This is a genomic window from Parazoarcus communis SWub3 = DSM 12120 (genome assembly GCF_003226565.1).
Taxonomy (GTDB): Bacteria; Pseudomonadota; Gammaproteobacteria; order Burkholderiales; family Rhodocyclaceae; genus Parazoarcus; species Parazoarcus communis.
The window spans coordinates 64,979-83,048 of sequence record NZ_QKOE01000007.1 but is presented as its reverse complement, the minus strand read 5'-3'; the positions used below and the strand labels follow the sequence as shown (position 1 = coordinate 83,048).

Annotated in this window: 16 protein-coding genes; 3 read left to right on the top strand and 13 right to left on the bottom strand. The window is 61.3% G+C overall.

The window, feature by feature from the left end:
• Positions 1–5: 5 nt before the first annotated feature.
• The 11 genes from zapE to DNK49_RS11740 all read right to left on the bottom strand — a co-directional run bounded on the left by zapE (position 6) and on the right by DNK49_RS11740 (position 12,724).
• Positions 6–1,118, bottom strand: coding sequence for a cell division protein ZapE (zapE, locus tag DNK49_RS11790; protein WP_110524756.1), 1,113 nt, complete (start codon positions 1,116–1,118; stop codon positions 6–8).
• Positions 1,119–1,309: 191 nt separating this feature from the next.
• Positions 1,310–2,737 carry a dihydrolipoyl dehydrogenase gene (gene lpdA / locus DNK49_RS11785; RefSeq protein WP_110524755.1) on the bottom strand — a complete coding sequence of 476 codons (1,428 nt, stop codon included), beginning with the start codon at positions 2,735–2,737 and terminating at the stop codon, positions 1,310–1,312.
• Between the two features lie 83 nt (positions 2,738–2,820).
• Positions 2,821–4,008 carry a 2-oxoglutarate dehydrogenase complex dihydrolipoyllysine-residue succinyltransferase gene (gene odhB / locus DNK49_RS11780; RefSeq protein WP_110524753.1) on the bottom strand — a complete coding sequence of 396 codons (1,188 nt, stop codon included), beginning with the start codon at positions 4,006–4,008 and terminating at the stop codon, positions 2,821–2,823.
• A gap of 21 nt (positions 4,009–4,029) precedes the next feature.
• The gene (locus DNK49_RS11775; RefSeq protein WP_211170860.1) at positions 4,030–6,882 is read right to left on the bottom strand and encodes a 2-oxoglutarate dehydrogenase E1 component; all 2,853 of its coding nucleotides are present in this window, start codon (positions 6,880–6,882) and stop codon (positions 4,030–4,032) included.
• Between the two features lie 156 nt (positions 6,883–7,038).
• Positions 7,039–8,334, bottom strand: coding sequence for a citrate synthase (gene gltA / locus DNK49_RS11770; RefSeq protein ID WP_110524749.1), 1,296 nt, complete (start codon positions 8,332–8,334; stop codon positions 7,039–7,041).
• A gap of 63 nt (positions 8,335–8,397) precedes the next feature.
• A complete protein-coding gene (locus DNK49_RS11765) occupies positions 8,398–8,634 on the bottom strand; it encodes an FAD assembly factor SdhE (RefSeq protein ID WP_110524990.1) in 237 nt (78 codons plus the stop codon).
• A 4-nt stretch (positions 8,635–8,638) separates the two neighbouring features.
• Entirely contained in the window at positions 8,639–9,349 is a 711-nt protein-coding gene (locus DNK49_RS11760; protein WP_110524747.1) for a succinate dehydrogenase iron-sulfur subunit, read from the bottom strand.
• Positions 9,350–9,368: 19 nt separating this feature from the next.
• On the bottom strand, positions 9,369–11,162 hold the full coding sequence (gene sdhA, locus DNK49_RS11755; RefSeq protein ID WP_110524745.1) for a succinate dehydrogenase flavoprotein subunit: 1,794 nt from the start codon (positions 11,160–11,162) through the stop codon (positions 9,369–9,371).
• Positions 11,163–11,164: 2 nt separating this feature from the next.
• The gene (gene sdhD / locus DNK49_RS11750) at positions 11,165–11,512 is read right to left on the bottom strand and encodes a succinate dehydrogenase, hydrophobic membrane anchor protein (RefSeq protein ID WP_110524743.1); all 348 of its coding nucleotides are present in this window, start codon (positions 11,510–11,512) and stop codon (positions 11,165–11,167) included.
• Entirely contained in the window at positions 11,506–11,895 is a 390-nt protein-coding gene (gene sdhC, locus DNK49_RS11745; protein WP_110524741.1) for a succinate dehydrogenase, cytochrome b556 subunit, read from the bottom strand. Before sdhC ends, sdhD begins: the two co-directional genes overlap by 7 nt.
• A gap of 100 nt (positions 11,896–11,995) precedes the next feature.
• Complete coding sequence (locus tag DNK49_RS11740) at positions 11,996–12,724, bottom strand: GntR family transcriptional regulator (RefSeq protein WP_110524738.1); 729 nt, start codon at positions 12,722–12,724, stop codon at positions 11,996–11,998.
• 223 nt (positions 12,725–12,947) lie between these two features.
• Between DNK49_RS11740 and DNK49_RS11735 the strand changes: the two genes are divergently transcribed.
• Together DNK49_RS11735 and DNK49_RS11730 are read left to right on the top strand one after the other, a co-directional pair.
• Positions 12,948–13,940 (top strand): malate dehydrogenase, encoded by a 993-nt coding sequence (locus DNK49_RS11735; RefSeq protein ID WP_110524736.1) that lies wholly within the window; start codon positions 12,948–12,950, stop codon positions 13,938–13,940.
• Between the two features lie 123 nt (positions 13,941–14,063).
• Complete coding sequence (locus DNK49_RS11730; RefSeq protein WP_110524989.1) at positions 14,064–15,068, top strand: HpcH/HpaI aldolase/citrate lyase family protein; 1,005 nt, start codon at positions 14,064–14,066, stop codon at positions 15,066–15,068.
• A gap of 54 nt (positions 15,069–15,122) precedes the next feature.
• Here DNK49_RS11730 and DNK49_RS11725 read toward each other — a convergent pair whose 3' ends face one another.
• Entirely contained in the window at positions 15,123–15,722 is a 600-nt protein-coding gene (locus tag DNK49_RS11725) for a hypothetical protein (protein ID WP_110524734.1), read from the bottom strand.
• Between the two features lie 53 nt (positions 15,723–15,775).
• Entirely contained in the window at positions 15,776–16,681 is a 906-nt protein-coding gene (locus tag DNK49_RS11720; protein ID WP_110524732.1) for a LysR substrate-binding domain-containing protein, read from the bottom strand.
• Between the two features lie 102 nt (positions 16,682–16,783).
• Between DNK49_RS11720 and DNK49_RS11715 the strand changes: the two genes are divergently transcribed.
• Positions 16,784–17,995: an MFS transporter gene (locus DNK49_RS11715; RefSeq protein ID WP_243632337.1), complete on the top strand. Its 1,212-nt coding sequence runs from the start codon at positions 16,784–16,786 to the stop codon at positions 17,993–17,995.
• Positions 17,996–18,070 lie beyond the last annotated feature (75 nt).

Genomic DNA, 18,070 nt, shown 5'->3' with positions numbered 1-18,070 from the left:
CGAGTTCAGTCCACCCGGTGGGCCTCGGCCAGATAGTCGCGTGTGCGCATCTCCATCAGGCGGCTGACGGTACGCACGAACTCGTGCGCGTTATGCCCCTCGGTGTACAGGTCGGGGGCATCAGTCTGGGCACTGACGATGAGCTTGACCCTGTGATCGTACAGCACATCGATCAACCAGGTCAGGCGACGCGCCTCGGATGCCTCACCGGCACGCATGCGCGGCACGTTGGAGAGCAACACAGTATGGTGTTCTCTCGCGATCTCGAGATAGTCGTTCTGAGATCGTGCACTTCGGCACAGGGTATCAAAGTCGAACCAGATCACCCCCGCGGCGCGGCCAACATAGGGCAGCGTCCGCCCAAGCAGGTCGATCTCGCCTGACTGCGGTTCCGCCGCCGCCAGGCGACGAAAATCGTCACGCATCTTCTGACGCGCAGTCTCGTCGGCCGGCACCAGGAAAATCTCGATCTTCTCCAGTGTGCGCAGACGATAATCGGTACCGTGATCGACCTCGAACACGTCGAAGCGGCGCTTCATCATCTCGATGGTCGGCAGGAAGTTCACCCGCATCAGCCCGTTGGGATACAGCCCGTCGGGCGGATAGTTGGAAGTCATCACGAAGATCACCCCACGCGCAAACAACGCATCAAGCAAACGCCCCAGGATCATCGCATCCGCAATGTCCGACACGTGGAACTCGTCGAAACACAGCAAGCGGGTTTGTCGCGCAATACGGTCCGCCACCTTTTGCAGCGGATCAGGCTCGTGATTGTGGTCCTTCAGATCGTTCTGCACTTCCTGCATGAAAGCATGAAAATGCACCCGACGTTTGCGCTGATACGGTACTGAGTCGAAGAAGCAGTCCATCAGGAAGCTCTTGCCACGCCCGACCCCGCCCCAGAAATAAACGCTGCGCGGCATCCGCGGACGGGCGAACACCTTGCGCAAGGCGGTCCGGCGAGCCGCCTTGAAGGTCACCAGTTCAGTGTAAAGCTGCTGCAGCCGCTGCACTGCGGCACGCTGGGCAGGATCGGACTTGTAGCCGCGGGTCTTCAGTTGCGACTCGTAGGCGTCGAGCATTCCGTGCTCGGGCACGTTCAGGGAGCGATGGGGCATCGGACTGGATTCTGCTTGTTATTGGCGATCAATCATCCCGGGATGGAGGCGAGACTCGATCCGGGGTCTGCCACAGGAGTAATGCGTCGTGCATTCATCTGTTGCGGAAACAACGGTGGTGAAACGATCGAGGGGCGGAACGCAAGGCAAGCTCGCCTCACACCCCGCCCCCCAATCACATTACGTCGTGCTTAGAAGTGCAGCGGCCGCTTGTCGCAGGCCAGCGCAGCTTCGTGCACCACTTCCGACAGGGTCGGGTGGGCATGGCAGATACGGGCCAGATCTTCCGAACAACCCGCGAACTCCATCGCCACCACGGCTTCACCAATCAGTTCGGACGCGTTCGGTCCGATGATGTGCACGCCGAGGATACGATCGGTGTTGGCATCGGCCAGCATCTTGACGAAGCCGGTCGGGTCACCCATGCCGAGTGCACGGCCGTTGGCCAGGAAGGGAATCTTGCCAACCTTGTAGGCCACGCCTGCAGCCTTGAGTTGCTGTTCGGTCTTGCCCACCCAGGCAATTTCCGGGCTGGTGTAGATCACCCAGGGAATGGTGTCGAAGTTGCAGTGGCCGGCCTGGCCCGCCATCAACTCGGCAACCATCACACCTTCTTCCATCGCCTTGTGCGCCAGCATCGGGCCACGGACGACGTCACCCACGGCCCATACGCCCGGCAGATTGGTGCGGCAGTGGTCATCAACCTCGATCATGCCGCGCTCGGTGATCTTCAGGCCAACAGCGTCGGCGTTCAGACCCGCGGTGTTCGGCACACGGCCGACCGACACGATCAGGCGGTCGGCTTCGAGTTTCTGATCCGCACCGTCCTTGTCCTTGTAGTTGATGGCGACGCCCTTCTTGCCCACCTTGACTTCACCAATCTGAACGCCGAGGTTGAACTTCAGACCCTGCTTGGTGAACAGCTTCTGCGCTTCCTTGGCCACGTCCTGATCGGCCGCAGCAAGGAAGTCAGGCATGGCTTCGAGCACGATCACTTCGGCTCCCAGACGACGCCACACCGAACCCATCTCGAGGCCGATGACACCGGCGCCAATCACGGCAAGCTTCTTCGGCACCGCATCGATGTCGAGCGCACCGACGTTGTCGCAGACAATCTTGTTGTCGACCGGAATGCCCGGCAGGTGACGGGGCGCGGAACCGGTTGCGACGATGACCTGTTTGGCGATGACCAGTTCTTCGCCAACATTGATGTGCCAGCCGGCATCGGTCTTGCCTGCAAAAGCACCATGACCGTTCAGCAGGGTGACCTTGTTCTTCTTGAACAGCCCCTTGATGCCGCCGGTGAGTTGGTCGACGATGGTGCTCTTGCGACCGATCATCTTGGCAACGTCGATCTTCGGCGTACCAACGCTGATGCCCTGGCTCTCGAAAGCGTGCCCCGCTTCCTCGAACAGATGCGAGGTGTGCAGCAGCGCCTTGGACGGGATGCAGCCGACGTTGAGGCAGGTGCCGCCCAGGCGAGGCTCACCCTTGGGGTCGGCGTAGGGGTTGGATTCGCAGCACGCGGTCTTGAAACCGAGTTGAGCTGCACGAATGGCTGCGACATAACCGCCGGGGCCGCCGCCGATGACGAGTACGTCGAATTCCTTGGTGGACATCTATCTCTCCCTTGCAGATCGGAAAACGGGGCGCACCCGCACCGGAGCCCTGCTCCGGACGAATGCGCCCCGACTGCGTATGCTTATACGTCGAGGATCAGGCGAGCCGGATCTTCCAGCGCTTCCTTCATCGTCACCAGACCCAGCACAGCCTCGCGACCATCGATGATGCGGTGGTCGTAGGACATGGCCAGGTAGTTGATCGGGCGCACGACGACCTGACCGTTTTCCACCACAGCACGGTCCTTGGTGGCGTGGATGCCGAGGATGGCCGACTGCGGCGGGTTGATGATCGGGGTCGACAGCATCGAACCGAACACGCCACCGTTGGAAATCGAGAACGTGCCACCGGTCAGCTCTTCCAGCGACAGCTTGCCGGCCTTGGCCTTCTCGCCGAACTCGGCAATCTTCTTCTCGATGTCGGCAATCGACATCTGGTCAGCATCGCGCAGGATGGGCACAACCAGACCGCGCGGCGAACCAACGGCAATACCGATGTCGATGTAGCCGTGGTAGATGATGTCGTTGCCATCAACCGACGCGTTCAGGATCGGGAACTTCTTCAGTGCGGCAACCGCGGCCTTGACGAAGAAGCCCATGAAGCCCAGACGCACGCCATGTGCCTTCTCGAACTTCTCACCATACTGCTTGCGCAGCGCCATCACCGGCGCCATGTTCACTTCGTTGAACGTGGTCAGGATGGCGTTTTCGTTCTTCGACTGGATCAGGCGCTCGGCGATACGCGCACGCAGGCGGGTCATCGGCACACGCTCTTCCGGGCGCTCTCCGGCAGCCACCGCCACCGGCGCCACTGCAGCCGCCTTCGGCTGTGCGGCAACCGCGTCTTCCTTGGTGACGCGACCGCCACGGCCCGTGCCGGCCACGTCGCCAGCCGACACACCCTTCTCGTCGAGGATCTTGCGTGCAGCCGGGCTGGCAGCGCCCGCGGCACTCGAGGATGCCGGCGCGGCCGGCGGCGGGGTCACCGCCTGAACCGGCGCGGCGGTCGGTGCAGCGGCACCGGCAGCCTTGGCTTCGGTATCGATCTGGGCAATCAACTCACCCGAAGCCACGGTGTCACCGTTGGCCTTGATGATCTTGACCAGCACGCCATCGGCCGGCGCCGGGGTCTCGAGCACGACCTTGTCGGTCTCGATGTCGATCAGGTTTTCGTCGCGGGATACCGCATCGCCTTCCTTCTTGTGCCAGGAAACCAGCGTGGCTTCGGACACGGATTCGGACAACTGCGGGACTTTTACTTCGATCAGCATGGAGTTCTCTCCCTCGTCTACTTATAGGTTGGGCGACTGCGGTGTGGTTTCTTGAATCGGGCCAAAGGCGTGCTCAAGGATCGCCTTCTGCTGCTGATTGTGCTTGGCGTAGTAGCCAACAGCCGGCGACGCCGACGCTGGGCGGCTGACAAGCAGCAGCTTGCGCTTGGTGCCGAGCACATTGACCAGGTGCTGACGCGAGGCAAGCCAGTACCAGGCACCCTGGTTACGCGGCTCTTCCTGGCACCAGACCACTTCCTTGGCATTCGGGAACTGGTTGATTGCCTTGGCAAACTCGTCCGCCGGGAAGGGATAGAGCTGCTCGATCCGCACCAGCGCCGTGTCGGTGATCTTGTTGTCGCGACGATGCGCCAGCAGTTCGTAGTAGATCTTGCCCTGACACAGCACGACGCGCTTGACCTTCTTCGGATCGAGGTTCTCGACTTCCGGAATCACGGTCTGGAAGCGGCCGTTGGCCAGCTCTTCCATTGAGGAGATCGCTTCCTTGTGACGCAGCAGGGACTTCGGCGTGACAATGATCAGCGGCTTGCGCAGCTTGCGGATCATCTGGCGACGCAGCAGGTGGAAAATCTGCGCCGGCGTGGTCGGCACGCAGACCTGCCAGTTGTTCTCCGCGGCCATGTTCATGAACCGCTCCGGACGGCACGACGAGTGCTCCGGGCCCTGCCCTTCGTAGCCGTGCGGCAGCATCATCACCAGACCGCTCAGACGCCCCCACTTGGCTTCTCCAGAGCTGATGAACTGGTCGATGACCACTTGGGCGCCATTGACGAAGTCGCCGAACTGGGCTTCCCAGATCAACAGTTCGTTCGGTTCAGCGGTCGAGTAGCCATACTCGAATGCGAGCACCGCTTCTTCGGACAGCACCGAGTCGTAGCACTGGAAACCGCCCTGGCCGTCCTGGATGTGCTCCAGCGGCTTATAGGTGCCTTCATCCCAGCGCTCGCGCTTCTGGTCATGCAGCGCAGCATGGCGATGGAAGAAGGTACCACGCCCCACGTCCTCACCGGAGATACGAACCGCATAGCCCTGCGCCAGCAGACTGGCGTAGGCCAGGTTCTCGCCCATGCCCCAGTCGATCGGCAACTCGCCACGACCCATGGCCGCTCGGTCATCGATGATCTTCTTGACACGGGAGTGCAGCGAGAAGCCTTCTGGCAACGTGGTCAGACGCTCGGACAGGCGCTTGATCTCCTGCACCGGCACTGTGGTATCGGCTTCGTCGGTGTAGGGTTGCTTCAGGAAAGGCGTCCAGTCCACCGAGTACTGGCGGTTGTGACCCGACAGCACCGGGTTGTATAGCAATTCGCCGCGATCAAGATGTTCACGGTACTCAGCGATCATCTTTTCCGGCTCGTCGGCGGCCAGCGTGCCTTCGGCAACCAGGCGATCGGCGTACAGCTTGCGGGTACCCGGATGCTGCTGCACCTTGCGGTACATCAGCGGCTGGGTGACCATCGGCTCGTCCTGCTCGTTGTGGCCAAGCTTGCGATAGCAGACGATATCGACAACCACGTCCTTCTTGAACTCCTGACGGAACTCGAGGGCCAGCGCAGTCACGAAAGCCACCGCTTCCGGGTCGTCACCATTGACGTGGAAGATCGGTGCCTCGACCATCTTGAAGATGTCGGTGCAATACAGCGACGAGCGATAGTCGCGCGGATCGGAAGTGGTGAAGCCGATCTGGTTGTTGATCACCAGATGCACCGTCCCGCCCGTGCCGTAACCACGGGTCTGGGAGAAGTTGAGCATCTCCTGGTTGACACCCTGACCTGCCACTGCAGCATCGCCGTGGATCAGCACCGGCAGCACCTGGGTCTTGTTCGCATCCTTGCGCCGCACCTGGCGCGCATAGACCGAGCCCGCAACCACTGGATTGATGATTTCGAGGTGGGACGGGTTGAACGCCAGCGTCAGGTGCATGGGGCCACCCGGGGTCATGACGTCGCTGGAGAAGCCCATGTGATACTTCACGTCGCCCGCGCTCAGGTCGGAAGCCGCCTTGCCTTCGAACTCGGAGAACAGCATCGAGGGCGACTTGCCCAGAGTGTTGACCAGCACGTTCAGGCGGCCGCGGTGAGCCATGCCGATGACGGTTTCGGCCACGCCCAGGCTGCCGGCGACGCGGATCAACTCATCCATCGCGACGATGGCGGACTCGCCCCCTTCGAGCGAGAAACGCTTCTGGCCGACGTACTTGGTGTGCAGGTAGCGCTCGAGGGTCTCGGCAGCAGTGGTGCGCTCGAGAATGCGACGCTTCATCTCGACCGAGAACTTGGGCGTGCCACGCACGCTTTCCAGACGGCTCTGGATCCAGCGCTTCTGGGCGATATCGGAGATGTACATGTACTCCGAACCAATCGAACCGCAGTAGGTCTGGCGCACGGCCTCGAGGATCTCGCGCAGCGTGGCACGCTCGGTCGAGAAGCCATGGAAGGAGCCGACATTGAAGCTGCGCGACAGGTCAGCTTCGGTAAAACCATAGTAGGAGGGCTCGAGTTCGGCGATCTGCGGACGCTCGGTGCGCTTGAGCGGATCGAGGTTGGCCCAACGGTTGCCGAGGAAGCGGTAGGCGTTGATCAGTTGCAGCACAGCAACCTGGAGCTTGTCTTCGCCACCTTCGGTCACCACGGTCCGGACCGGACCACGCTTGGCCATCTGCTCGAATGCGGCGATGACCGGCCCATGAGCCACATCACGTACGGATGCGCCTGCCTGAGCCTGGAGTTTGTCGAAATAGTCGCGCCAGGTATCGGAGACCGAGGCCGGGTCGGCGAGGTAATTCTCGTAGAGCTCTTCGATGAACGGCGCGTTCGAGCCGAACAGATGAGACGTGTCTTGAAGCTGCTTCATGATGAAAGCCACCTGTTGTGTTCTGTGTCCCTGCTTCCGAAATACGGGGTTAACCGGATCGTGCGCAACCAATGAAAAACGGGACGACCGCATTCGCCGCGGCCATCCCGTGGTGGCTATCGCCTAATCCCGTCTCCCTCCCCTCTCCATCGTCTCTTACGGACGCTGTGCGATGGCCGGAACGTCGCGTCGCGCAGCGCCGATGTACAACTGGCGCGGGCGGCCGATCTTGTATTCCGGATCGGTGATCATTTCTTCCCACTGGGTGATCCAGCCCACCGTACGCGCGAGCGCGAAGATGCAGGTGAACATGGAGGTCGGGATGCCCAGTGCCTTCTGCACGATACCCGAGTAGAAGTCGACGTTGGGATAGAGCTTCTTCTCAACGAAATACGGGTCTTCCAGTGCAATCTTCTCGAGCTCCATCGCCAGCTTGAACAGGCGATCGTTCTCGAGACCGAGTTCCTGCAGCACTTCGTTGCACACCTTGCGCATCAGCGTGGCACGCGGGTCGAAGTTCTTGTACACGCGGTGGCCGAAGCCCATCAGCTTGAAGCTGTCGTTCTTGTCCTTGGCGCGTGCGATGTACTCGCCAACGCGGGAGACGTCGCCGATCTCTTCGAGCATGTTCAGGCAGGCTTCGTTCGCGCCACCATGTGCCGGGCCCCACAGGCAGGCGATACCGGCCGAGATGCAGGCAAACGGGTTGGCACCCGACGAACCGGCCAGGCGGACGGTCGAGGTGGAGGCGTTCTGCTCGTGGTCGGCGTGCAGCGTGAAGATGACGTCGAGCGCACGGACCAGCACCGGGTTCGGCTTGTACTCTTCGCACGGCGTGCCAAACATCATGTGCATGAAGTTGGCGGTGTAGCCGAGGTCGTTACGCGGGTACATGAACGGTTGCCCGGTGTTGTACTTGTACGCCATGGCCACGATGGTGGGCAGCTTGGCGATCAGACGGTTCACCGACACATTGCGGTGCTGCTCGTCCGAGAAGTCCATGGCGTCATGGTAGAACGCCGACAACGCACCAACCACGCCGACCATGATCGCCATCGGGTGCGCGTCACGGCGGAAACCGTTGTAGAAACGGGTCAGCTGATCATGAACCATGGTGTGGTTCTTGATCGTGGTTTCGAACTCGGCCTTCTGCGTGGCGTTGGGCAGTTCGCCCTCCTTCAGCAGGTAGGCGACTTCCAGAAAGTTGCACTGTTCGGCCAGTTGCTCGATGGGGTAGCCGCGGTACAGCAGCTCGCCCTTGTCACCGTCGATGAAGGTGATCTTGGACTTGCAGCTCGCCGTCGACAGGAAGCCGGAATCGTAGGTGAACAGGCCGGTCTTGCCACCCAGCGTGCGGATGTCGATGACGTCCTGGCCGTGGGTACCGGTCATCACCGGAAAATCGACGGTCTTGCCATCGACGGTTAGGGTTGCAATGCGTTCAGTGCTCATAGGTTCGTCCCCTTTTGCTTGCCCGATTAACTTCCAACTCCCTCAATCCAACCAGCCGGCCGATCAACGCTGACTCAGCAGACCGATCATCTCCTTCCAGCGCTCGACCTCACACGGCTTGCTGCCATTGACCATCGCCCAGATGTCGTAGTCATCGCAGCGCAGCAGGTGTTCGAGATCCGCCAGTTGATCGTCATTCAGACGATCGAAATGCTTTTCCAGGAAGCGCGTGAACACCAGATCAAGCTCCAGCAGTGCCCTGCGGCACTGCCAGCGCACGCGCCCCCGGTTGATGGTCAGGTCGTCAGACTGCACGACGAACCATCATGTCCTTGATCTTGCCGATCGCGCGCGTCGGGTTCAGACCTTTCGGACAGACGTCCACACAGTTCATGATGGTGTGGCAACGGAACAGACGATACGGGTCTTCGAGGTTGTCGAGACGCGCATTGGTGTCCTGGTCGCGGGTATCGGCAATGAAGCGATACGCAGCCAGCAGGCCTGCCGGGCCGACGAACTTGTCAGGATTCCACCAGAACGACGGGCACGAGGTCGAGCAGCAGGCACACAGGATGCACTCGTAGAGACCGTTGAGTTCCTCGCGATCTTCCGGTGTCTGCAGACGCTCGCGCTCGGGCGCCGGATCGTTGTTGACCAGGTAGGGCTTGATCGAGTGGTATTGCTTGAAGAACTGGGTCATATCCACGATCAGGTCGCGGATGACCGGCAGCCCCGGCAGCGGACGCAGCGTGATCGGCTGCGCCAGGCTATCCACATCGGTCAGGCAGGCCAGACCATTCTTGCCGTTGATGTTCATCGCATCCGATCCGCAAACCCCTTCGCGGCAGGAACGACGGAAGGACAGCGTGTCGTCCTTGGTCTTGAGGCGGACGATGGCATCGAGCAGCTTCTTGTCGGAGGCTTCGAGTTCCACCGAGATGTCCTGCATGTAGGGCTTCTCGTCCTTGTCCGGATCGTAGCGATAGATCTTGAAGTGAACAGTACGCTTGGTCATGTGTAGTTCTCCCGGGCGCTCAGTAAGTGCGCTTGGCGAGCGCGATGGGTTCGACATCAGGCGACATCGGCTGCAGGTTCACCGGCTTGTAGTCAAGGCGATTGCCTTCGCTGTACCACAGGGTGTGCTTGAGCCAGTTGTCGTCATCACGGCCGTTGGGACGCTCGGCGGTATCGGGCGCATCGTCACGGACGTGGGCGCCGCGCGATTCCTTGCGAGCCTCGGCCGAGATCATCGTGGCCTTGGCCACTTCGATCAGGTTGTCGAGCTCCAGCGCTTCGGTCATCGCCGTGTTCCAGACCTTGGACTTGTCGGTGATCTGGGTGCTCTTGGCTTCTTCGGCAACTTCGACGATCTTCTCGACGCCTTCCTTGAGCAGATCGGCAAAGCGGAACACCCCCGCGTGCTTCTGCATGGTGCGCTGCATGGCCAGGCGGACGTCATGCACCTGAGTGCCATCCTTCTGCGTCTCGAGACGATTCAGGCGGGCCAGCGACACGTCGGCCGCGTCAGCGGGCAGTGGCTTCAGGCGCAGATTGCCCGACTGCAGGTCCTCGACCACGGTCTCACCGGCCGACTTGCCGAATACCAGCAGATCGAGCAGCGAGTTGGTTCCGAGGCGGTTTGCACCATGCACCGATGCGCAGGCACATTCACCGGCCGCATAGAAACCGACCACTGGCGAGTTCGGGTTACCGTCCTTCGGCACCACGACCTGACCCTTGTAGTTGGTCGGAATACCGCCCATCTGGTAGTGACAGGTGGGGACCACCGGGATCGGCGCCTTGATCGGATCAACACCTGCAAACTGGAGCGAGATCTCGCGAATGCCGGGCAGGCGCTTCATGATGGTCTCGGGCGACAGGTGAGTGATGTCGAGCATCACGTGATCCTTGTCGGGGCCACAACCACGGCCTTCGTTGATCTCGGTCACCATCGAGCGCGACACCACGTCACGCGAGGCCAGATCCTTCAGGTTGGGCGCATAGCGCTCCATGAAGCGCTCACCCGACGAATTGCGCAGGATACCGCCTTCACCACGCACACCTTCGGTAATCAGCACGCCCGCCCCGGCCACGCCGGTGGGGTGGAACTGCCAGAACTCCATGTCTTCCAGCGGAATGCCGGCGCGTGCCGCCATGCCGACACCGTCACCGGTGTTGATGAAGGCATTGGTCGACGAGTAATAGATACGACCCGAACCGCCGGTGGCGAAAACGGTCGCCTTGGCGTGGAAGATCGAGATCTCGCCGGTTTCCATTTCCATCGCGGTCACACCGACGACGTCGCCATCGGCATCACGGATGAGATCCAGCGCCATCCACTCGACGAAGAACTGGGTGTTTGCACGTACATTGCGCTGATACAGCGCGTGCAACATGGCGTGACCGGTACGGTCGGCTGCTGCGCAGGAGCGCATCACCGGTGCCTGGCCGTAGTTCATCGAGTGACCACCGAACGGACGCTGATAGATCTTGCCGTTGTCGGTACGGTCAAACGGCATGCCGTAGTGCTCGAGCTCGATGACGACTTCGTTCGCCTTCTTGCACATGAATTCGATGGCATCCTGGTCACCCAGCCAGTCCGACCCCTTGACGGTGTCGTACATGTGCCAGTGCCAGTTATCCTCGGTCGAGTTGCCGAGCGAGGCAGCCACCCCGCCCTGAGCAGCGACGGTATGCGAGCGGGTCGGGAACACCTTGGACAGCACGGCGGTCTTCAGACCGGACTCGGAGAGTTGCAGGGCTGCACGCAGGCCGGCACCGCCGGCGCCAACGATGACCGCATCAAAGGTACGCTTAGCGACGTTCACGCTTACAGCCTCCAAAGAATCTGGGCTGCCCAGCCGGCGTAGCCGACGAGCAGGAAAAGGGTGATCAGATGCAGGGCCAGACGCAGGCCGGTGGGCTTGACGTAGTCCATCCAGATGTCACGCACACCGATCCAGGCGTGATAGAACACCGACAGGAAGAACAGGAAGCTCAGGAAACGGAATACCGAACCGGAAAACAGACCCGACCAGGCTTCGTAGGAAAGCTCAGGCAGGGTCAGCGCACAGACGGCAAAAATGACCGTGTAGAGCGCCATATAGACGGCAGTGGCACGCTGCGCAATCCAGTCCTTCAGACCATAGTGCGCACCGACGACGTGACGATTCACCATAGTTTCACCCCAATCAAAGCAGTAAGCGCCAGGCTTACGATCAGTACGATGCGCGAGGAATTGCGCGCAGCCTGCAGCTCCAGCCCCTTGTGCATGTCCAGCAGCAGGAAACGGATACCGGCACAGAAGTGATGCATGTACGCCCACAGCAGACCCAGCAACAGCAGCTTGGCCAGCGGATGACCCACCACCGCGGAGAAGGTTTCGAACGACTGCGGCGAACCCAGGCTGCGGTCGAGCAGATACAACAGGAAGGGCAGCATCAGGAACAGCCCCGCCCCACTCACCCGGTGAAGAATCGACACGATCCCCGGCAGTGGCAGCCGGATCTCGTTGATGGCCAAATGCTTCGGCCTTTGTTTGCGCACTGTCACTTCTGACATGAAGACTCCCCTCAACATGTGCGGCGAGGATACGCCGCGGACTCCCAAAAGCTTGCAATTATAGCGACGAACGCATACACCCGCGGCATCGCAACACCATTCAACTCAACTCATTCAGATAAAAATGCTCGGCAGTCGAATACAAGCCCCGGCGCCACTCCACCGGCTTGTCACCATAGGTATAGGTCACCCGCTCCACCGACAGCAATGGCGTACCTTCAGCCACCCGCAGCGCTTCGGCAGTCGAGCGATCGGCCGCCACCGCGCGTATCCGCTCCTGCGCACGGATCATGCGCAAACCGAAGCGGGTTTCGAACAGACTGTAAAGCGACCCGTTCCACCCCTGCAGCATCTCGAAACTGAGACCGGGGAACACTTCGCCAGGAAGATAGATTTCGTCGATGACCACCGGCTTCTGCGCGAAACGCAGCAGCCTTCGCAGTATGATGATGGGCGCACCGAGCTCGATACCCAGCATGCGCGAAGCCTCCTGCCCCGCCTTTGCGCGCCAGCAATCCAGCGGCACACTTTGCGGATGGGACAGATCGCCATCCATCGGCACCAGACGAAGAAAGCGGAACAGGGCGCGCGGATCATTGTGGGAGGCAACATAGGTGCCCTTGCCCTGCTTGCGCACCAGAAGATTGTCAGCCGCCATTTCGTCGATGGCCTTGCGCACCGTACCTTGCGATACGCTGAAGCGCGCAGCGAGCTCCTGCTCGCTGGGGATGGCCTGACCGGGAAGCCACTCACCCGCCTCAAGCGCCTGAAGAATCAGGGTCTTGATCTGACGGTAGAGGGGGCTGAATGTTGGGGATTCCTGAGCCATTCGCGTATTTGATCACAAAATTTTTTTAGCGTCTATGGGGCATCTTATGTCTTATATAAGATAAAAGACATGATTTGACAGGCTTCATGGATGCTTCTACCATCCGCATGCTTAGGAAAAACTGCTTGATCCTCAACGGCCGCAAGGCCTGTCATACTATCGGGCGGCACCGCCGAAGCACGAACATATCACCCAGATCGTCTTGTCTTGAGGGAGTAATCACATGAGCAAAGCCCCCGTACGCGTCGCTGTTACCGGCGCAGCCGGTCAGATCGGTTACAGCCTGCTGTTCCGCATCGCCAGCGGCGAAATGCTGGGCAAAGACCAGCCCGTCATCCTGCAACTGCTCGACCTGCCTCAGGCACAGAAGGCGGTCAAGGGCGTGATGATGGAGCTCGAAGACTGCGCGTTCCCGCTGCTGGCCGGCATGATCGCCACCGACGACCCCAACGTCGCATTCAAGGATGCCAAGGTTGCCCTGCTCGTCGGCGCCCGCCCCCGCGGCCCCGGCATGGAACGCAAGGACCTGCTGACCGAAAACGCCAAGATCTTTACCGTGCAAGGCGCCGCGATCGGCCAGTACGCTGATCCGGACTGCAAGGTGCTGGTGGTTGGCAACCCCTGCAACACCAACGCCTACATCGCCAAGGAAGTGGCCCAGAAGTTCGGTCGCGTGCCGGCCAAGAACTTCACCGGCATGCTGCGCCTGGACCATAACCGTGCGCTGTCGCAACTGGCGTCCAAGTCCGGCCGTGAAGTTTCCAGCCTGAAAAACCTGGTGGTGTGGGGCAACCACTCCCCCACCATGTACGCCGATTACCGCTTCGTCACCTCGAACGGCGACGGCGTCAAGGGCCTGATCAACGACGAAGCCTGGAACCGCGACGTGTTCCTGCCCACCGTTGGCAAGCGCGGCGCCGCCATCATCGAAGCACGTGGCCTGTCGTCGGCCGCCTCGGCCGCCAACGCCGCCATTGACCACATCCGTGACTGGGTGCTGGGCTCGAAGGGCGAATGGGTCACCATGGGCATCCCGTCCGATGGCTCCTACGGCATTCCCGAAGGCATCATCTACGGCTTCCCGGTCACCACCGAGAACGGCGAGTACAAGATCGTCCAGGGCCTGGAGATCGACGAATTCTCGCGTGAGCGCATGACCCACACCCTGAATGAGCTGCTGGAAGAGCGCGAAGGCGTGAAGGATCTGCTCGGCTGATTCAAGCCGCCCCCGCAAAAGGGGCGGTAGCGGCCAGTCAAAGGCGTGCAACCCCGGTTGCGCGCCTTTTTCGTTGACTGACTGGCTGTTATGCTTGCGCCCGATTGCAATCAGGATGACGCCATGACCGCCAGCCCTCAGACCCATCCCGCCGACGTCCTGTTCGCCGGAGAGAAACCTTTCCCCATCCTGCCCGCAGTTGACCACTACGCGGGCTCTGAAAAGCTGATTGCCAAGGCACTTGGACTACAGCACGAGCTCGGCCCGGTCTTCGATCTTACAGGAGACTGCGAAGACGGCGCCCGGGCAGGCGCCGAGGCTGAACATGCCGAGATGGTCGCTCACTACGTCATGAGCGCAGACAACCGCCAGGGCCGCATGGGCGCGCGTATCCATGACATCACCCACCCTCACTGGCAGCAGGACCTCGAGATCCTGGTCAGACGTGCCGGTAGCCGGCTGGCCTTCATCACGCTCCCCAAGGTGCGCTCGGTAGCCGATACCGCCACCCAGATCAAGATGCTGCGTGACATCGAACGCAACGCTGGCATACAAGGCCCGCTACCGGTGCATGTATTGATCGAAACCCACGGCGCCCTGCGTGAAGTGTGGGACATTGCCGCCCTGGACGGCGTCGAGTCGATCGATTTTGGCCTGATGGACTTCGTATCCGGTCACCATGGCGCCATTCCCGGCGCCGCGATGAAGAGCCCAGGTCAGTTCGAACATCCACTCATCGTGCGAGCCAAGACGGAAATCGCAGCGGCAGCGCTGGCCAATGGCGTGGTGCCGTCCCACAACGTCACGACCGAGTTGAAGGACCTCGCGGTCATCCGCCACGATGCCACCCGCGCACGGCGCGAATTCGGCTACCTGCGCATGTGGAGCATTCACCCCAACCAGATCCTGCCCATCATCGAGGCCATGCGGCCCGACTTCTCCGAAGTCGAGGAGGCCTACGCGATCCTGAGCAGCGCCCAGGACGCAAACTGGGGGCCGATCCAGCATGCAGGCCGCCTGCACGACCGTGCGTCGTATCGATACTACTGGGAGCTACTGCAAAGGGCCGAATCGACCGGCATGCCCCTGCCGGCGGATGCGACCACGCGATTTTTCCCGAAACCCTGACTCACGCAGCCGAAGCGGCCGGACTCGATTTCCGCGAGTCAGGCCCCCATCAGCTCACGCCTCCGGCAGATCCGGCGCCTTCTTGGTGCTGCGGCGCACCCGCTTGGGGGGCGTCTGCTCGCTGACCGCCACGACTGGCGCTGAAGCTTGAGGCTTCGTCGCTGCTCTGGCCACACGCGGCTTGCGTGCCGGCGCTGGCTTGTCGGGCGCCATAGGTGTCGGAACCACCTGGGTTTCGATCACCGCGCCCTCACCCTCAACAACCGCATTCCCCGTCGGCGCTTTCTGGCGCGCCACCTTGGCATCGACCAGCACCACCTCCGCCCCATTGCCGACCCCCGGCAGCGCCGCGCGCAACATGATGCGCATCGCATCCTCGATGGAATGCCCGTCAATCGGTGTTACCGTAGCCTCGACCCGTGGCAGCCACGGTAGAAAGAAATCGATGGCCGGCGGCTGCGCCTTGCGATCAGCTGCCAGTGCAGGCAACCAGGAGCTGGGCATGGACGCCACCGAATCCAGCCATTGCCGCCACGGATCACCCCAAAGTTGCGCCCAGCCCTGCCACATCGTCCAGGGTTGCATGCACGCCGTCACCCAAGTGGAAGAAAAGTCCGCCATCAAGCCCGGCAGCTCGCGTTGCAGCTGTTTCATGACCACACCTCGCGTAACGATCAATAAATTCGATACCGCCAAGGATACGCCACTCAGCCGTCAGCTGCATGACGGCTCACCTCCTCAAGCACCGCAAGAAATCCTGCCAGCAAAGGACTGGGCGTATCGCTGAGATGCGCCAAGGCGAGCGGAAAGAAAGCCCCTTCATCCGCAATCGGCAGATACTGCACACCAGGAATCCGCACACACTCAAGTTGCGCGGGCAATAGCGCAATACCCAGCCCCGCGGCCACCAGGCCGATCTGAGTGGTCGCTTCGCGCGCCAGCTGCACAACCCTGGGCTCAAACCCCGCCTGACCGCAGAGTTTGCGCAGGATCATCGGCAATCCGGTGCCGGCATCATCCGGGAAGGTGATGAAAGCCTCTTCGCGCAGTTGCTCAAAGGAAACCGCCCCGCAAGCCGCCAGAGGATGCGCCCCACTGAATACCAGACGCAGCGGATCCCGGCCAATCTCCCTCACCATGATGCCGGACGGCGCCTGCGCCGCGCCAAAACGCACAAAGCCAACATCAAGCGCGCCGCGTTCAAGTGCGTCGAGTTGCTCCACCGAAAACATCTCACGTAGCTGCAACCGGACATCTGGATAGCGACGCCGGTAGGCATGCAGCACTTCTGGCAACACGCCTCCATAAGGCAAGGAAGACGTGAAGCCGATGCGCAACTCGCCAAGCTCGCCACGCGCCACCTTGCGAACCTCGTCCGAAGCCTCTTCAACCGCAGCCAATATCTGTCGGGAGCGGGCAAGGAAACGCACACCCGCATCAGTCAGACTCACCTTGCGGCGCGTGCGCTCGAACAAGCGCGCCCCAAGCATCTCCTCGAGATCCCGGATCTGCATCGACAGCGGCGGCTGTCCGATATGCAGACGTGCCGCGGCGCGGGTGAAGTTGAGCTCTTCGGCAACAGTCACAAAGTAGCGTAGGTGCCGAAGCTCCATATATATATCCAATATATCAATCGAAGCATCTGAATATATTGGACCCTAGGGATTACATCAACCTAAGATCGAACCCTGCTTCCCCGCCTACAGCAATACACCATGCCCGACCCGAACGCCCCAGACTATCTCGAAGCCGGAAGCACCCGCTACCGCATGGCCAATTTCGCCATGTTCATCGGCGGGTTTGCCACTTTCGCGCTGCTGTACTCCACCCAGCCACTGCTTCCACTGCTGACCACCACCTTCAAGATCAGCCCAGCCTACGCCAGTCTCAGCGTTTCTGCCGGCACCGCAGCGCTGGCCCTGATGCTGATTCCCGCCAGCATCCTGTCCGATCGCCTGGGTCGCGTTCCGGTCATGAAGTGGGCGCTGGCACTCTCTGCAGTCATCTCACTCCTGTGCGTGATGGTTAGCGACTACCATCAACTATTGATCCTGCGCGCCTTGCTGGGCGCCACCCTAGCCGGACTGCCAGCCGCCGCAATGGCCTATCTTGGCGAAGAAGTTGCCCCGGCCGCCCAAGGCAAGGCCATCGGCCTGTATATCGCCGGCAACGCGCTAGGCGGCATGAGCGGTCGGATCGCCGCCGCCCTGCTGACTGACCTGGGCGGCTGGCGGATATCGCTGCTGGTCCTCGGCCTGCTCGGTCTGGCCGCCGCCATCGCGTTCTGGCGCACCCTACCCTCCTCACGCCATTTCCGGGCGCGAGCTGCCGCGCTCAACCGCATCGCGGGCGACACCCGCACCATACTCGCAGACACCTCGCTTCCCTGGCTGTTCCTAACCTCGCTACTGGCGATGGGCGCATTCATCAGCGTGTACAACTACCTCGGATTCCGCCTCGTTGATCACCCCTTCCAGCTCTCCCAGAGCGCGGTTGGTGCAGTCTTCCTGCTCTATCTGATCGGATCATGGGCATCCGCGCTGGCCGGTCAGCTCGCCGATCGACACGGACGCCACCGTGTGCAATGGATCATGGTCCTGATCATGGCCACCGGCCTGGCCTTGACCCTGTCGGACACCCTGCTGGTATTGCTGGGTGGAGTTGGCATCTTCACCTTCGGCTTTTTTGCAACGCACTCCATTTCCAGCAGTTGGGTCGCCCACCGAGGCAAGGCGCAGCGCGGTCTGGCGACAGCGATCTATCTGTCTTGCTACTACCTCGGCGCCAGCTTCATCGGCAGCCTGACCGGGTACGCATGGGATTGGGGCAAATGGTACGGCCTGAGCACCGCCATTGCAGCCTGTCTTGCACTACTGATGGGTGTCGTGTTGCGATTGAGATGGCTGGCACGTCAGCAGGTACTGTGACGCACCACCAGCGCAGGCCAGGACACCACAAGAGCATGATCATGCAGGGCGTCGAAAACCAGTACATGCCGGAGC

Excerpts from the sequence above, each read along its gene's own strand:
- zapE (WP_110524756.1), bottom strand. The coding sequence starts at position 1,118 with ATGCCCCATCGCTCCCTGAACGTGCCCGAGCACGGAATGCTCGACGCC.
- lpdA (WP_110524755.1), bottom strand. The coding sequence starts at position 2,737 with ATGTCCACCAAGGAATTCGACGTACTCGTCATCGGCGGCGGCCCCGGC.
- odhB (WP_110524753.1), bottom strand. The coding sequence starts at position 4,008 with ATGCTGATCGAAGTAAAAGTCCCGCAGTTGTCCGAATCCGTGTCCGAA.
- DNK49_RS11775 (WP_211170860.1), bottom strand. The coding sequence starts at position 6,882 with ATGAAGCAGCTTCAAGACACGTCTCATCTGTTCGGCTCGAACGCGCCG.
- gltA (WP_110524749.1), bottom strand. The coding sequence starts at position 8,334 with ATGAGCACTGAACGCATTGCAACCCTAACCGTCGATGGCAAGACCGTC.
- DNK49_RS11760 (WP_110524747.1), bottom strand. The coding sequence starts at position 9,349 with ATGACCAAGCGTACTGTTCACTTCAAGATCTATCGCTACGATCCGGAC.
- sdhD (WP_110524743.1), bottom strand. The coding sequence starts at position 11,512 with ATGGTGAATCGTCACGTCGTCGGTGCGCACTATGGTCTGAAGGACTGG.
- sdhC (WP_110524741.1), bottom strand. The coding sequence starts at position 11,895 with ATGTCAGAAGTGACAGTGCGCAAACAAAGGCCGAAGCATTTGGCCATC.
- DNK49_RS11740 (WP_110524738.1), bottom strand. The coding sequence starts at position 12,724 with ATGGCTCAGGAATCCCCAACATTCAGCCCCCTCTACCGTCAGATCAAG.
- DNK49_RS11735 (WP_110524736.1), top strand. The coding sequence starts at position 12,948 with ATGAGCAAAGCCCCCGTACGCGTCGCTGTTACCGGCGCAGCCGGTCAG.
- DNK49_RS11730 (WP_110524989.1), top strand. The coding sequence starts at position 14,064 with ATGACCGCCAGCCCTCAGACCCATCCCGCCGACGTCCTGTTCGCCGGA.
- DNK49_RS11725 (WP_110524734.1), bottom strand. The coding sequence starts at position 15,722 with ATGAAACAGCTGCAACGCGAGCTGCCGGGCTTGATGGCGGACTTTTCT.
- DNK49_RS11720 (WP_110524732.1), bottom strand. The coding sequence starts at position 16,681 with ATGGAGCTTCGGCACCTACGCTACTTTGTGACTGTTGCCGAAGAGCTC.
- DNK49_RS11715 (WP_243632337.1), top strand. The coding sequence starts at position 16,784 with ATGCCCGACCCGAACGCCCCAGACTATCTCGAAGCCGGAAGCACCCGC.